Source organism: Streptomyces sp. NPDC060035 (assembly GCF_042736635.1).
Taxonomy (GTDB): domain Bacteria; phylum Actinomycetota; class Actinomycetes; order Streptomycetales; family Streptomycetaceae; genus Streptomyces.
In genome coordinates this window covers 141,428-156,349 of record NZ_JBHWVO010000006.1, presented here as the reverse complement: position 1 = coordinate 156,349, position 14,922 = coordinate 141,428, and the positions used below count along the sequence as shown (strand labels likewise).

Sequence of the window (14,922 nt, the reverse complement as noted above, 5' to 3'; positions counted from 1 at the left end):
GCTGGTGGCAGCCGCTCGGGTATCGACGGGTGGACCCCCGCTGATGCGGCGGACCGGCTGTTGGGCCTGGCCGTGGCGGGGGGCCGGCCCAGGCGCGGCCCGGCTCCCCGCACGGGACCGATGACGGCGGAGGACGCTGTGCTCACCGGCAACGACGCAGTTGCCCGGCCCGGTGTCAGCCACCGACCGCGGCGGAGGCAGCGTCGAGATGGCCGGCGAGCTGCGCGGGATGGGTCAGCTGGGGGTAGTGACCTGCCCCGTCGATCTCGGCCACCGAGCAGTCGACGGCCGAGACCAGCGGGTCGGCCGAGCCCGCGATGATCTGGACCGGGACGCTCACCCGGTCCAGCAGAGCCCGCGACTGCCGGCGGTCGGCGATGTCCGTGCGCATGGCCACGGAGACCCGGCGGGCCACCCCGGGACGGCGCAGGTCCGCTGCGGCGCTCTCCACCTCTGCCCCCTCGGGTACGCCGAGCACCCGAGCGAGCCGGGCGGCGGACATACGGCGCATCGTCCGGACGGCCGGGCCCGAGCGTGTGAACCGCGGGGCTGGTGCCTGCAGGAAGGCCGGGGAGACGAGGACGAGCCTGCTGATGCGGTCCGGATGGTCGACGGCGAAGCGAAGCGCGGGTCCGCAGGCCAGTGAGTGCGCCACCAGGACCGGGCGGGTCCGCACCGGGCTCAGAAGGTCGGCCAGCCACGTATCCACCGGCTGGGATGTGGCCGCCGAGCGCCCCAGTCCTGGCAGGTCGGGAGCCAGGACCGGGCCGCGGAGGCGGGCGGCGAGAGGTGCCCAGAGGTCGGCGTTCATCGGCAGTCCGTGCAGCAGGACGTGGGCGGGGCGGTGCCGGTCTCCGATCACCCAGGTACGGCTGCCCGCCACGGAGCGGAAGCCGTACGGGCTTTGCCAGGGCGTCGCGGAACCGAAGCGGGCGGCCACCAGCTCGTCGGCCCACGTGCGCAACGCGTCGGCGGCCGGAGGCATTTCCAAGCCGGCGGACTCGGCGAAGGCTCGGGCCGAGGCCGTCGGGTAGCGGTCGGTCGACAGGAACGACAGCGTCTCGGGATCGGCACCGGTCAGCTTGCGCGGCAGACGCCGCAGCAGCCCGACGGGAACGGTCCTGCGAGGTGCCCGCACGCCCGTGTGGTCGGCGATCGCACCGATCAGCTCGGGGAGTGGGGGCGTGGTGTCGTCGAGCACCCAGTAGTGCTCACCCTGAGGCGATGTGGGGACCTCCGCCAGAAACCGTACGAGATGGTCGACCGTGGTGATCGGCACGAAGCAGTCGGGCCCGCCGGGCGACGCAGGGAGGCGCCCGTTCCACAGGTTTTCGACGAGGGTGGCGAGGCCGATGTACTGACCAGGCCCGATCACCGTGGCGGGATTGGCGATGGTCAGCGGAACCCCCAGTTCACCGGCCCGGGCGCGCACCGCGAGATCACCCTCGACCTTCGACGCCTCGTACGCTCCCAGCGCGGAGTAGTCGGGCGGACCGTCGGCAGCGCTCACCCGGTATCCGCTGATGTGCACCAGCCGCCGCAGCCGGGGCAGCGTGGCGGCCCACTCGAGCACGTTGAGCGCCCCGGTGACGTTGGTCGCCCGCGCCTCCGGCACACCGAGGCCGAAGGCGAAGCGACCTGCGGCGTTGTAGACGTCGTGTACCTCGGGCAGTCCCGAAAGCGGTCGCGTGATGTCGGCAGCGACGATTTCCAGCCCGCGGGTGTCGACGCCCTGTGTGGCCAGCCAGGACGTCAGGCTGTCGTTACGGACGGCTGCTGCCACCCGCTGCCCCCGGGTGAGCAGCTCGGCGACGAGGGAGCGGCCGATGAAGCCGGTTGCGCCGAAGACAATCGCATCCATGAATCCTCCTGAACAGATCGGTCTACATATTTTTTTGCCGCAAGAGAGCCCGCCGACCACGGCGGGCCTTGTCAGCTCAGCAGGACGCCGACCTGACGGGCAACGCGGTCCAGCGGCTCCCTGCTGCGGTGCGCCCGGGCGAGCAGGAGCGCCCCCTCCACAAGGGCGAGGATCGTGACCGCGAGGTCGTCGGCGTCCGGACGGCCCGTCAGTTGTGCGCGCAGGGCGGCCTCCCATGAGGTGTAGACCTCGGAGCATGCCTCCTGCAGTGGATCGTTGACGGCGGACGTCTCCAGCGCCACGGTGGCCACGGGGCATCCCCTGTGCCAGCCGGACTCCTCCAGTCGGCCACCCAAGTGCCGCAGCACCCCGTCGACGAGCTCGACCATCGACGTGCAGGAGTCGGCCAGGTCACCCAGGGCAACCTCGATCGACTGTCCGGCTCGCCGGACGGACTCGCCGACCAACTGGTCCTTGCCGCCTGGGAAGTGGAAGTAGAGCGAGCCGCGGGGCGCGCCACTGACGGCGATCACCTGGTTGAGCCCGGCGCCGTAGTAACCCCCGGTCTCGATCAGCTCCTGCGTCGCATCCAGCAGTCTGTCCCGTGTTTCGGCGCCCTTCTGTCCCATGACCATCAAACTAGACCGATCTACATATTAGTTCAACCGGTTGGCGCCTGAGCAGGCCGAGCGAGCCGGTCGCCGGCCGGGATCGCGCCCGGCGTGATTGTCAGTGGCGGATGGGAGACTCCCCGGCATGATCGAATCGGAGTCGAAAGCGGACCTGCTCCACTACTTGCAAGCAGCCCGTGAAGCCCTGCTGTGGAAGCTCGACGGCCTCGCCGAGTACGACATCCGTCGCCCGCTGACACCGACCGGCACGAATCTGCTGGGGCTTGTCAAACACGTCACCGGCGTGGAACTGGGGTATTTCGGGGACACGTTCGGGCGACCGTTCTTCGATGAGCCGCCATCCTGGTACGCGGAGGGCGCCGAACCGGGCGCGGATATGTGGGCCACCGCGGACGAGTCCCGCGAACTGATCGTCGGGCTGTACCGCCAGGCCTGGGGGCACGCGGACACCACGATCGCCACGCTCGATCTCGATGCGATCGGTCACGTCCCGTGGTGGCCGGAAGAGCGAAGCAGCGTGACGCTGCACCACGTCCTGGTACGCGTGATCGCGGATACCCACCGCCACGCCGGCCACGCCGATATCGTCCGGGAACTCATCGACGGGGCCGTTGGGATGGCGAAGGGGAACGACAGCATGCCGCCAGGCGATCAGTCGTGGTGGGAGAGCTACCGAAGTCGACTGGAGCGCGTCGCGCAGGACGTCGGTCGCGGCTGATCCCTCAGAGGATGCCGAAATGGAGGCGCCCGCTCGGTAAGGAGCGGGTCGAGAGGTGATGCTGACCTCGCTCGGCCTGATGCACGAGGGACGCCTGGACACGGTAAAAAAAGTTGTCGGTCCGTCAGTTCTCCAGGCTCACACCGGCATTGCTGACGACCCGATCACCGGAACGGCTGCTCCGTGAGGAGCCCGCGAACCACCCGTCCCGCTGCTGCGCGATGAACTGGAAGCGGCATGTGGGGAACGTGCCCAGGAGCGATCGTCCTGGCCGGCCACGACCTGGCTGGGGAGCGTCGGCAGGGCCGTGGGATCCGGTTGCCCCCGTCCGGGAATTCCGGGACGACGCCGGGTCGGAGGCTGACCCGCGCAGGTGGCCCCGGTCTGTTCGAAGGGGTCCTGAATGCGTTCCGGCGAAGCCCTGACTCCGATCCGACCGCGCACGATCGGAGCGAGCCGTGCCTCCGGGCCGGCTCGCTCCTTGTGTGTTGGCTGAGCCTTCATCACCTCGACATCAGGTGGTGCTCGGCGCGTGTGCCGCGGGATTCAACATGGTTGCGATGGGCATGTCAATCGTAGCCGCGTGCCCCCGCCACGCGTCGACCAGGAGGCAGCAGTGAAGAGCAGAGCACGAGTCCGCAGGGTGTCGCTCGTAGTCGGCAGCGCCCTGGCGGTGGTCATCGCGTCTTCGGGTAGCGCGTACGCTGCCCCGCCCGGTGCTTTGCCCCTGAATGCGGACGGGATGGAGCAGTCGTTCCAGCCCGCCTACGACTACGACACGGACGGCTGCTACCCCACTCCGGCCATCGGGCCGGACGGGGCCATCGCGCCCGGCCTCAACACCACCGGGGCCGTCAACGGCAGTTGCCGTGATGCCTGGGACCTGGACAACACCAACGGATACGCCCGCTACAAATGCAACAACGGCTGGTGCGCGATCATCTACGGGCTCTATTTCGAAAAGGACCAGGCCGTGGCCGGTAGTGGGCTCGGCGGGCACAGGCATGACTGGGAGCACGTCGTGGTGTGGGTGCAGAACAACGAGGCCCGCTACGTATCCACGTCCGCTCACGGCAACTTCAACGTCTACGGTCGCGATCAGATCCGGTGGGACGGGACGCACCCAAAGATCGTTTACCACAAGGACGGCGTGAGCACCCACTGCTTCCGCCCCGCGAGTTCCAACGACGAGCCGCCTGAGAACCACTACCACGGATGGCAGTTCCCCAAGCTGGTCGGCTGGAACGGCTACCCCGCGGGTCTGCGGGACAAGCTGACTCAGGCCGATTTCGGAAGCGCCGTCTTCGGTCTCAAGGACGGCAATTTCAACCGTCACCTCGAAAAGGCCAAGCCGGCCGACATCCCGTTCGACCCCAACGCCTGACGGTCCGGTTGGTGCCGGGAGGCGGGCGGGCGGCAGCGCGTCCGGGCGCCCGCCTCGCCGGCCCTCTGGCGCCGGCCCGCGCCGGTGGTTCCGACCCCGGCCCGCGCGCTTCGCGTACGCATCCGTGCTCAGGACTTCACTTGCCTGCCGGGCGGCAGGTTTGCCAGGTGATGTCCCTGTCATCCGTTTCGCGTACGCCGGGTTCGCCCCTGCGCGCAGGTCGTTCATGTGCCGGAGCGTGCGCGACGTCTTGACGTGCCCCTGGCATGATGGCTTTATGGGAGCGCTCCCACATTACTGCTGATGTTTCCTGGCGCTCATCCTCTGGAGTCGTAGTGAGATCAACAGGAAGTACGACATGTAAGAGCTCCGTCACCGTTCTACTGACCGCTCTGGCCGCTTTCCTCGGGCTCGTCGTTCTCGGGGTTCCGGGCCCGGCTGCCGCCCAGGCGCGGGCACAGACCCACGAAGCCGGCACTCTTGGCACCGGCCTCCATATCAGCGACGGCCGCCTGCTCGAGGCCAACGGCAACGACTTCGTCATGCGCGGCGTCAATCACGCCCACACCTGGTACCCGGGCGAGACGCAGTCGCTGGCCGACATCAAGGCCACGGGCGCCAACACGGTCCGCGTCGTTCTCTCCGACGGTCACCGCTGGAGCAAGAACAGTCCCGCGGACGTTGCGAGCATCGTCGACCAGTGCAAGGCGAACCGGCTCATCTGCGTACTGGAGGTGCACGACACCACCGGTTACGGCGAGGACGCCGCGGCCGGAACGCTCGATCACGCCGCCGACTACTGGCTCGGCCTGCAGGGCGTACTCACCGGTGAAGAGAACTACATCATCATCAACATCGGCAACGAGCCCTGGGGCAACACCAACCCCGAGGGCTGGACCGAGCCCACGACCGCCGCCGTCAAGAAGCTGCGCACCGCCGGGTTCGAGCACACGATCATGGTGGATGCACCGAACTGGGGCCAGGACTGGCAAGGCGTCATGCGCGCCAAAGCCCAGTCCGTCTACGACGCCGACCCCACAGGTAACCTGATCTTCTCGATCCACATGTACAGCGTCTACAACACCGCAGCGAAGGTCACCGACTACCTGAACGCGTTCGTGGACGCCGGCCTGCCGATCCTGATCGGTGAGTTCGGGGGCCCCGCCGACCAGTACGGCGACCCGGACGAGGACACCATGATGGCCACCGCCGAGCAGCTCAAGCTCGGCTACCTGGCCTGGTCCTGGAGCGGCAACACCGACCCGATCCTCGACCTGACGATCGGCTTCGACCCCACCCGGCTCAGCCCCTGGGGCGAGCGCATCTTCAACGGCGTCAACGGCATCGCCCAGACGTCCCGCGAGGCCACCGTCTTCGGCGGCGGCGAACCCGGCGACACCGAGGCCCCGGCAGCCCCCGGCACCCCGACCGCTTCGGCCGTGACGGCCACCTCGGCTACCCTCAACTGGACCGCCGCCACCGACAACGTCGGTGTCGCCGGCTACGACGTCGTCCGCGTCAGCGGCGGTTCCGAGACCACGGTCGCCGCCTCCGCCACCAACAGCGTCACGGTGAGCGGCCTCACCGCCGAGACGGCGTACACGTTTGCGGTCTACGCCCGCGATGCGGCCGGGAACCGCTCGGCCCGCTCGGCGACGGTGGCTGTCGTCACCGCCAAGGGCACCGGCACTCCCGGAACGGGCTGCTCCGTCGGCTACCGTGTCGTCGGCGACTGGCCCGGCGGCTTCCAGGGCGAGATCATCATCCGTAACACCGCCACCTCCGCGATCAGTGGCTGGACGCTGGCCTTCAACTTTGCCGACGGCCAGACCGTGAGTCACGCGTGGGGTGGGTCCTTCACGCAGAACGGTGGAAAGGTGAGCGTGGTCCCCGCTTCCTACACGTCCGCCATACCCGCCGGCGGTTCGGTCACCGTCGGCTTCAACGGCGCCCGGGGCGCGACCAACACGGCCGCGACCGGGTTCACTCTCAACGGGACCGCCTGCGCCACTGCTTGATCCGGCGTCCTGGCCATCGGCGACCGGCGTGGGCACCCTGCTCGCGCCGGTCGGTACGCCGTGGCAGAGAAGGTTGCGGACACATCCCGTTGCGGGGGCGTGCTTCCGCCGGGCGCCCTGACCTCAGCAGGACGGCAGGCTTCAGCCGCGCTCCGTGAGCAACGTCGCCAGGTGGTCCGCGAATTGGGTGAGCCAGTCCGGTCGCGGTCCATTGCGGGCCATGCGGAACCCGTGGCGTCGGGCCCAGAACGCGGCCTGGACGGCGAGGAGTTGGGCCCAACGCTGGGTGCGCTCGCGATCGAGCTCCGCGGCCTCGGTGAAGACGTCCAGAGCGCGGTGGGCAGCCTGGCGCAGGTCGTCCGCTTCGAGCAGTGTCAGCGCGCGGGATTTGAGCAGTGTGCCGCCGTCGTATGCGGGGTCTCCTGCGTACCCTTTGGGATCGACGGCCAGCCACGGCTCACGGTCGGCACGCAGGATGTTTCCGGCGTGCAGGTCGCCGTGGATGAGGGTGTCGGGCTGGACCCGGCCCAGCTCCCGGACGGTCGCTACCGCGGAGTCCACCACGTAAGGCGACAGCGGGTGCGTCAGCTCCTCGGCATCCTTGCGTAGCTGCTCCTCCCAGGATTCGGCCTGATCCCGTAGCCGGGGCAGGCCGGGGGGTGCGGGGACGGCCAGCCGGCGACTGATCCTTCCGGCGACCGTCACCACCTCATCGCTGTCCTCGACCTCCGCCAGGGGCGACGCCCGGACCCGCTCCAGCAGCATGGCGAAGGACTCGTCGTCCCGCTCGTGCAGCAGGACGGCTCCGCGTCCGCCCCACGCCGCGAATGCGTCCGGCTCGTGGACGTTGCCGGGGTGAGGGAAGGACACCTTCAACACGGCGGTCCCGTCGGTTCGCCGCAGCACGGGGACGATGATCCCGACGCCCCCGTGCATGACATCGCCGTCCGGCACGCAGTCCCAGCGTGTCAGCAACTGGTCGACGATGATGGGCAGGTCGGCCAGCCAAGCCGCTCCGGGCTCTCCCTCGCGCTCGATGGTGCTGCGCGAGAACGCCTCTGGTATCCCGATCATCCAGACACTTTACGCGTACGGTCGCCGCTCGGATCATCATCGAGACCGGCACCGACTCCTCCCGTCTCGTCCAGACCGAAGCCCAGGCCGAACGATCCATCGGATGACCATGCCCACCTGAACGATCGGAGTGATCCGCGCTCATCGAGGAACACGGTGGGCGCGGACAAGAACGGCCTCGGGTCCAGACGTGTCATCAGGACCGAAGGAATCGCGGGCACCACCAAGGAGGAGTGGCGGACGACAGCAGGCACGGAACGGCAGACCGCCGGAGGCAAGGTGCTCCGGCGTTGCACGATGTCGCTGGACGGGTTCGTGGCAGGGCCGAACCACGCGATGGACTGGATGGCGGGGACCTCGTTTCCTCCTGTCCGTACACGGCCGACAGGGTCATGCTGCCGATCGTAATGGCTCATATGTTCGAATGCGAGTACTCTGCAGGCATGGCACCCCACCAAATCCAGGGATCCCTGTTCGACCAGAGCGAGGATGTGCGTCTCAGCCCGTTGGACGGGCTGCACCGGACCGGCCTCGGCGACGGCGCATGGATCGACCTGCTGCCTGGCTGGCTGCGTGGCGCCGACCACCTGTTCGAACAGCTGGCCACGGACGTTCCCTGGAAGGCCGAGCGACGGCAGATGTACGAACGGGTCGTGGATGTCCCGCGCCTGCTCGCCTTCTACCGCTCCGGGGAACCGCTGCCGCACCCCGTCCTCGATGAAGCACGGCAGGCGCTGTCCACGCACTACGCCGCTGAGCTCGGTGAACCCTTCACCACAGCCGGATTGTGTCACTACCGCGACGGGCGCGACAGCGTGGCCTGGCACGGCGACCGAATCGGCCGGGGGGCAAGCGAGGACACGATGGTCGCCATCCTCTCCGTGGGAGCGCCCCGCGACCTGCTGCTGCGCCCGCGCCACGGTGGTGATGTCGTCCGGCGTCCGCTCGGGCACGGCGATCTGATCGTGATGGGCGGTTCCTGCCAGCGGACCTGGGAGCACGCCATCCCCAAGACCGCGCGGGCCGCCGGGGGACGCATCAGCATCCAGTTCCGGCCGCACGGAGTGCAGTGATCGGGTAGGCGCCGGGCGCCGTGGGTCCAGGACTGCCCGGATGGGGTGACCGGATCGGCTCCGGCTGGAAGGTCATCACAGCGTGTGCTGCCCCGGGAGCACCGTCCAGCGGCACGTGGTCCCTCCACCCCGACGAATCCGTCGACGACTGAATGCGCTGCGCACGGACCGCTAACCGCTGCCTCACCACTTCCGAGCCCGGCGCCGACAGGGCATGCCCAGGGCACCTGGGCGTCCTTACCGCCCGTGAGTGCGAGGTGACGGGTCGTCGACCAGCTGTTGATCCACGGCTGTGGACTGCTGCGGCTCGGTCGTTTCGGCTTCCCTGGGCTTGTTCACGCTGTCGCTCGTCATCGATGAGTTCTCCTTCCTGATCAGGAGTTGCACGGTTCGTATTGCAGCCTCGGCACTCGCACTGCCCGCCACACCTGCGTGATCAGAACGCCAGCTGCGATCTCAACACGCCCCCACCCCAACCATGCACGAGGTCGTAAGTGACGCGGCCCGCCCCCACGGGCAGTGGGGGCGGGCCGCCGCACAACGCGCCCGCCAGGGGCAGGTTGGTCGGGGTGGATCAGGACGTCGCCGGTCAGGAGACGTCAGGAGACGTCAGGGCGTTGGGCCCAAGCGCGTCCAGGGACTGTTGGGGTCGGTCGCGTTCGGGATGTTGGCCTTCGTCCAGTACTTGGCCTTCCAGTAGTAGCCGTCGCGGGAGACCACCGAACGGGTCGAGCCGTCGGGTGCGCCCGCTACCAGGGCGGTGGCGGACAGGACCCCGCTGTTCTTCGGCTCGGCCACGAAGCCGGATGCCGAGGCGAGGGAGTACGGGGTGCCGTCGGCGGGGATTGCGGTCAGCGGGTTGCCGTTCTGGTCCAGGAAGCGCCACTGCTGGGCCTTGCTGCCGGTGACGCAGTCCGTCACGCTCAGGTCTGCCAGTCGCGTATTGGCGCCCAGACACTGCTCGTGACCCGAGGTGTTGCTCTTGATACGGAGCCAGCCCGAAAGAAGTCCGCCGTCCGCCGCGATGGTCCACAGCTGGTTGGCGCCGCCGTTGCTGGCGTACAGGTGGGCACGCGTCCAGGTGCCGGGGTGGTCCAGGACGTTTCCGCCGGAGACATCCTGGATCTTCCACTGGGCGCCGGTCTTCCAGACCGAGAAGGGTGCCCAGAGCGGGTTGTAGGTGCGGGCGGTGTCCCAGGCCTCGGCCTGGCAGCCGGTGACGGCCGGTGTCGGGGGCGCCACGGTGGTGGTTCCCTTACGCCCGTCCTGGGTGAGGCCGTACTCCGTGCCACCCGTCTTGATCTTGAAGTTGGCGGGGCCGGTGATCGGCAGGAAGTACTTGATGCCGATGTCCCTGGCCTTGCCGGTCGGCAGGTCCTCGCAGTATCCGAGGGTGATCGTCACCCGGTGGAAGTCCGCTTTGAGGCCGCCCACGTTCGCCCCGGTGCGCCCTGGTGAGAGTTCTCTCTTCATTTCCTGCCAGGCCTCGTCCTTGAGCAGCGGAGAGGTGGAGGTGGGGATGTCGAAGGACACCTCGGTGCCCGCCGGCAGCGTCTTGCCGGTGTTGTTGGTGATCCTCAGCTTGGGCTGTAGCGGCCACAGGTCCTTGACGTCGGTCGGGTAGTCGACCAGCTCGGCCTTCACGTTCAGGACCTGGGCGGGCAGGACCGTGCTGCCGGCTCGTGTCGCCTTGTACGGTCCGGCAGCACGCAGGGCCGTATCGAGCCGGGTCGTGAGGTCGTAGCCCATGCCGTACTCGCCGTTGATGCGTTTGTGGTAGTCGCCGGCCATCTCCCAGAGCATCACGCCGCCGATGCCGTTGTCCTTGACGTATGCGGCCTTGGCATCGATGGAGCGTTCGTCCTCGGTGGAGAGGAACACCTTCTTCTGCGCGTTCCACAGCCAGGATGCCTTGAGCGTGTCGTTGTACTTGGCCGTGTACGTTCCTGCCAGCTGGTTCGCGGGCTGGGCGGGGTCCAGGCCGTACTTGGGGAGGTAACCGGGCGTGGTACCTGCCTGGAGGTTCTTGGTGTGCCAGAGCGGGTTGGTGCCCGCCTCGATGTTCTTGCCGTTCTCGATGTCGTGCCAGATATTGTCGATCCCGGTCGCGCCCTGGCCGCAGGCCGTTTTGCTGCCCACCCCGCCCGCGCCGGTCCCGGTGCCCGCCGGACAGGCGTTCTGGTCCGGCAGTGCGGCGGTGCCCCAGAGGCCGTCGGTGCCGCCCTCCACCCCGCGCCATCCGCGCGTGTAGTAGGGGAGGCCGAGGTTGATCCTGCCGGGCGGCAGTGCGCCGCGGTAATAGTGATAGGCCCAGTCGGCGTTGAAGTACCCGGTCTTCTGATAGGGGTTGGGGTCCCCGTTCTCGTCGACGTCCTTGTAGATGCCGACATCGGCCAGTTCGGCGTCCTTGCCGTCGTCGTACAAAGGTGCCTGCGGGCCGACGTGCTTGTTCCAGGAACCGTGCAGGTCATACGTCATGACATTGACGAAGTCCTGGTACTGGAGCGCCTGTCCGGCATCGAGGCCCCGGACGAGATAGCCGGAGCCGGAGCCCGCGGAGGTGAGGAGGTAGTAGCGGTTGCGGCCGGCGCCCGCTGAGTCGAGCTTCGCCCGTACCGTCTTCATCAGCGCGTTGTATCCGGCCCCGAGCCCCTTACGGCGGGGGTCGGCTGTCGGCCAGTCCTTGGGGTTGCCGGTCTGCGGGAGGGCGGAGGGATACTCGTAGTCGAGGTCCACACCGTCGAAGCCGTAGCGCTCCAGGAAGCCCGTCACGGAGTCCGCGAAGGTGTTGATGGCCGCCTGGTTGACCGAACCGTCGGCGTTGGTCGTCATCGTGTAGAAGCCGGCCGACTGTGCCCAGCCGCCCACGGAGATCAGCGTCTTCACCCGGGGGTGCTGCTTCTTGTAGCGGGTCAGGAGATTGAAGTGCCCCTGGTAGGGCAGCGACGGATCCATCTCCGCGCCGACCAATCCGGGCCAGGTCATACCGGTGGAGGGATTCTTGGCATCGGTCGTGTCACCGACGGAGATCTGGTTGCCGACGATGCCCGCGAAGGCGTAGTTGACGTGCGTGACCTTGTTCCAGGGGATGTTCTTGACGAGGTAGCGGGGGTCGCCCTTCTCCCCCGTACGCCAGCTGCTGAAGTATCCGACGACGCGGCGGTCGCGGTCCGCGCCGAGCCACTCCCTCCCGTCGCCCTGGTACGCGTCGCAAAAGCGCGCCGTCGTCGAGGCGGCCATCCCGTCGGGGCGGCACTGCGCCTGGTCGGACGGGCGCGCGGGGCGGGTTCCGCCGTCGTCCAGCGAGCCGTCCCCCTGGTCGTACGGGTCTCCGGCCGGCGTGCCCACGCCCTGTGCGGGGCCGGGCTCGGGGAACCAACCGCCGAAACCGGGGGTGTCACCGTGGTACGTGTACGTGTTGAGCTCATCGATGGCGGCCGTCAGGCCGCCATCCGTGTACTGGTTGACCGAGATGAAGTTCGGCTTCTTGCGGGCGGCGGGCGTACAGAAGCGCTGCGCCCGGTTGAGTACCTTCGAGTTGTCCGTATCCGGGGTCCCGCCGAGCGATGTCTTGCGGAAATGGTTCATGACGAACAGCCGCCGGAAGCCTGTCTCCTCGTCGCTGAGCGGAATCTCGTCCCAGCGGCTGTAGCAGGACCAGTTGGAATCGCCGGTCGCCTCGCCCATTTCCCAGTTGTTCTCGGCGGTCCACTCGTTGCCGTACATGAAGCCCAGCTCCGCCTTCGCGGCCCCGGAATTGTTCCGGGTGGAGTCCGTGAACAGGAGCAGGCGCTTGTTCTTGGCGACAAGCTCGGAGACCCTCGGCCAGCCCTTCGTCCGCACCTGCCAGGGATCGGCGTCCGGCCGGAAGAGCATACCGTCCAGTACCCCGCCGGCACCGAGGTCGTCGCCCACCTCCTCCCGCAGCGCATCCGTCGAGGCGTAGTCCTCGACGAAGACGGTCACGACTTCCCGGGGGTTCGCCTTGAGGAATGTGGCGATGTCCCCGAAGACGTCCGACATGGGCTGCGAGGTGGGCAAGCAAGCGGCGTGACACATGCGCACTCTGCCGTTGAACATATGCGCGTCGAGCATCAGTCCGCGCACGCCGTCCGACAGCTGGGTGGCGATGCTGTGCGGCTGCGTGGGGAAGGGGGCCGCACCCTCGGCGTCATCCTGGTTGTAGAACGCGTTGTGCGTCGTCAGGAACGTCTGCTGGTCGAACGTCGGGTCGGCCGGCATCGGCTGACGCGGCGGGTCGACCGGTGTGACGTACCACTTCTCGCTCGCATCGGTCTGCCCGGCGAACACCGCCTCGCCCGCACGGGAACCGCCGATGAGCCGTTCCTCGGAGCCGGGCGCGAAAAACATGTACTGCTCGCCGGCGTGCCGCTTGATCAGCCAGTCGGTTCCGGGGCCCGTGCAGTCCCTGAGCGCGACCCGGCCCTCGCCCTGCTCATTGACACCCTTGGTGAGGCAGAGGCCTTCCTTCGTCGGGTTCTTGACCTTGTAGTTCGCGGTGTCCGCGACCCGGTCGAACTCCCACTGCTGGTTGTCCTCGTCGCCCTTGGGGTCCTCGGTCTTCAGAATGGCCGAAGAACCGCTGAGGTTGTGGCCGTTCAGCTCGTTCTCGATGTAGAAGAGGCCCTCGACGGGCGGCCCTTCGGCGGCTGTGGCTGCGACGGTAGCCGCGGCCGTCACAGGAGCCGTCCGGGGCTCGGCCCCCGCCGGCAGCGCTGAGGCCAGTCCGACGAGCAGGACTACGGCCAGCGCCGCGATTCCTCCTCGGCCCACTGATGTGCGTAACATTGCGATCCCTCTCGGTCGGGCTGGGACGCGGATACGCCCACCACAGGATCAACCAAGAAGATCAACGGACGATCAACAGGTGAGAAACAACCACGTGGTTGCTCGCGCACGCCCCGGCTCTGGACTGCGCTCCGCTCACGGTGCCCGGTCCGCAATCCGCTCGCGGTCACGGGCTCCTGGGCGCGGTAACCGCAGCCGGCCCGCGCGAGTCGGACCGGCAAGAGGTCGCCGGGATGCTGGGTTCCCCGCCTCCGTCTGAGGTCGCCACCGACGAGCGGCGGTGGTACTCGTCGGGGCAGGGAAACGTGGAGGGCGGGTTGAACTTGTCGTTCAGGTCCTGTTCGGAGTTGAGATCATGTGGCGGGTCGGAGGCCGCGGAGCCAGAGGACTGCACCACGTAGGTGCAGTCCGGCGAGGTAGCTCTTGGGGGTCTTGTTGTCGCGAGTGGCCAGGCCCCGCCACTCCTTGATCCTTCCGATGCAGCGCTCGATGACGTTGCGCTCTTTGTAGAGATCGCTGTCGTGGCTGGCCGGGCGGCCTTCGCGTGAGCCCTTCTTCTTGCGGTTGGCCGCCTGGTCGGCCTTCTCGACGATCACGCCTGTGATCCGGCGTCGGCGCAGGTAGGCGCGGGTCGCGCGTGAGTAGTACGCCTTGTCGGCGGCGATCGCGTCCGGGCGGGTGCGGGGTCGGCCGACCGGTCCGCGCACCTTGATCTGCTCGACGACGAGTGAAGCGGGGACCGTCGGCGGCCTGTCCGGCGGTGAGGACGAAGGACAGCGGGCGGCAGCGACGGTCCGCCGCCAGGTGGGACTTGGTGGTCAGCCAGCCATGCGAGCGCCCCAAGACGGCCGTGCTCGGGCGTGCCTTGCAGAGCCGGGGTATCCGGCGCCGCTCCTCGCGCACCGCCTCCTCGACCGGTGCGCTACGGGATCGTCTTGTCCCTGGCGCGAACCCTCTTTTCGGCCGCGGCGGCCTTCTCCAGCTCGTCCAGCAGTTCGGCGTCGACGGCCATCCCGGCCGCGTGGTGATGGGCGCGAGCGACCGTGGAGTCCACGCTGACCAGCCTCAGATCCACCTGGTCACGGGCGGCAGCCTCGGCGATCATCGCCTCCATCAAGGACTGGAAGATCCCCGTGGTCGTCCACAGCCGGAACCGGTCGCAGAGGGTCGACCAGACCCGTGGCGCTCGGGACCATCGCGCCAGGGGCTCCCGGTCCGAAAAGGCCACCTCATCCCATCGAACTGCCGCCGCAGGTCCGGCATCGGCCCCCGCTCGCCCAATGGCAGGAACGACTCGATCAACTCCCACTCAGGATCGGTCAGATCACCATGCGCCGTGTCAGATCTCCACCA

At 68.3% G+C, this 14,922-nt stretch carries 9 protein-coding genes and 1 pseudogene; 5 read left to right on the top strand and 5 right to left on the bottom strand.

The window, feature by feature from the left end:
* Nucleotides 1–175: 175 nt before the first annotated feature.
* Together ACFWBQ_RS12035 and ACFWBQ_RS12030 are read right to left on the bottom strand one after the other, a co-directional pair.
* A complete protein-coding gene (locus ACFWBQ_RS12035) occupies nt 176–1,861 on the bottom strand; it encodes an alpha/beta fold hydrolase (protein WP_385486778.1) in 1,686 nt (561 codons plus the stop codon).
* A gap of 71 nt (nt 1,862–1,932) precedes the next feature.
* A complete protein-coding gene (locus tag ACFWBQ_RS12030; RefSeq protein ID WP_385486776.1) occupies nt 1,933–2,490 on the bottom strand; it encodes a TetR/AcrR family transcriptional regulator in 558 nt (185 codons plus the stop codon).
* Nucleotides 2,491–2,617: 127 nt separating this feature from the next.
* Between ACFWBQ_RS12030 and ACFWBQ_RS12025 the strand changes: the two genes are divergently transcribed.
* The 4 genes from ACFWBQ_RS12025 to ACFWBQ_RS12010 all read left to right on the top strand — a co-directional run bounded on the left by ACFWBQ_RS12025 (nt 2,618) and on the right by ACFWBQ_RS12010 (nt 6,613).
* On the top strand, nt 2,618–3,211 hold the full coding sequence (locus ACFWBQ_RS12025) for a DinB family protein (RefSeq protein ID WP_385486774.1): 594 nt from the start codon (nt 2,618–2,620) through the stop codon (nt 3,209–3,211).
* Nucleotides 3,212–3,266: 55 nt separating this feature from the next.
* Entirely contained in the window at nt 3,267–3,398 is a 132-nt protein-coding gene (locus ACFWBQ_RS12020; protein WP_385486772.1) for a hypothetical protein, read from the top strand.
* A gap of 429 nt (nt 3,399–3,827) precedes the next feature.
* Nucleotides 3,828–4,595 (top strand): NPP1 family protein, encoded by a 768-nt coding sequence (locus ACFWBQ_RS12015; RefSeq protein WP_385486770.1) that lies wholly within the window; start codon nt 3,828–3,830, stop codon nt 4,593–4,595.
* 335 nt (nt 4,596–4,930) lie between these two features.
* Nucleotides 4,931–6,613, top strand: a complete 1,683-nt coding sequence (locus tag ACFWBQ_RS12010; RefSeq protein WP_385486768.1) for a cellulase family glycosylhydrolase — start codon at nt 4,931–4,933, stop codon at nt 6,611–6,613.
* 141 nt (nt 6,614–6,754) lie between these two features.
* Here ACFWBQ_RS12010 and ACFWBQ_RS12005 read toward each other — a convergent pair whose 3' ends face one another.
* A complete protein-coding gene (locus tag ACFWBQ_RS12005; protein ID WP_385486766.1) occupies nt 6,755–7,687 on the bottom strand; it encodes an aminoglycoside phosphotransferase family protein in 933 nt (310 codons plus the stop codon).
* 443 nt (nt 7,688–8,130) lie between these two features.
* Between ACFWBQ_RS12005 and ACFWBQ_RS12000 the strand changes: the two genes are divergently transcribed.
* Nucleotides 8,131–8,760: an alpha-ketoglutarate-dependent dioxygenase AlkB gene (locus tag ACFWBQ_RS12000; RefSeq protein WP_385486764.1), complete on the top strand. Its 630-nt coding sequence runs from the start codon at nt 8,131–8,133 to the stop codon at nt 8,758–8,760.
* 609 nt (nt 8,761–9,369) lie between these two features.
* Here ACFWBQ_RS12000 and ACFWBQ_RS11995 read toward each other — a convergent pair.
* Together ACFWBQ_RS11995 and ACFWBQ_RS11990 are read right to left on the bottom strand one after the other, a co-directional pair.
* Complete coding sequence (locus ACFWBQ_RS11995) at nt 9,370–13,569, bottom strand: glycosyl hydrolase family 18 protein (RefSeq protein WP_385486762.1); 4,200 nt, start codon at nt 13,567–13,569, stop codon at nt 9,370–9,372.
* Nucleotides 13,570–13,922: 353 nt separating this feature from the next.
* Nucleotides 13,923–14,892 (bottom strand): annotated as a pseudogene (locus ACFWBQ_RS11990) (IS5 family transposase).
* Nucleotides 14,893–14,922: the final 30 nt, after the last annotated feature.

Bases quoted from the DNA above. Each gene is read 5' to 3' on its own strand.
- ACFWBQ_RS12005 (WP_385486766.1), bottom strand. From the start codon at position 7,687: ATGATCGGGATACCAGAGGCGTTCTCGCGCAGCACCATCGAGCGCGAG.
- ACFWBQ_RS12035 (WP_385486778.1), bottom strand. From the start codon at position 1,861: ATGGATGCGATTGTCTTCGGCGCAACCGGCTTCATCGGCCGCTCCCTC.
- ACFWBQ_RS11995 (WP_385486762.1), bottom strand. From the start codon at position 13,569: ATGTTACGCACATCAGTGGGCCGAGGAGGAATCGCGGCGCTGGCCGTA.
- ACFWBQ_RS12025 (WP_385486774.1), top strand. From the start codon at position 2,618: ATGATCGAATCGGAGTCGAAAGCGGACCTGCTCCACTACTTGCAAGCA.
- ACFWBQ_RS12000 (WP_385486764.1), top strand. From the start codon at position 8,131: ATGGCACCCCACCAAATCCAGGGATCCCTGTTCGACCAGAGCGAGGAT.
- ACFWBQ_RS12030 (WP_385486776.1), bottom strand. From the start codon at position 2,490: ATGGGACAGAAGGGCGCCGAAACACGGGACAGACTGCTGGATGCGACG.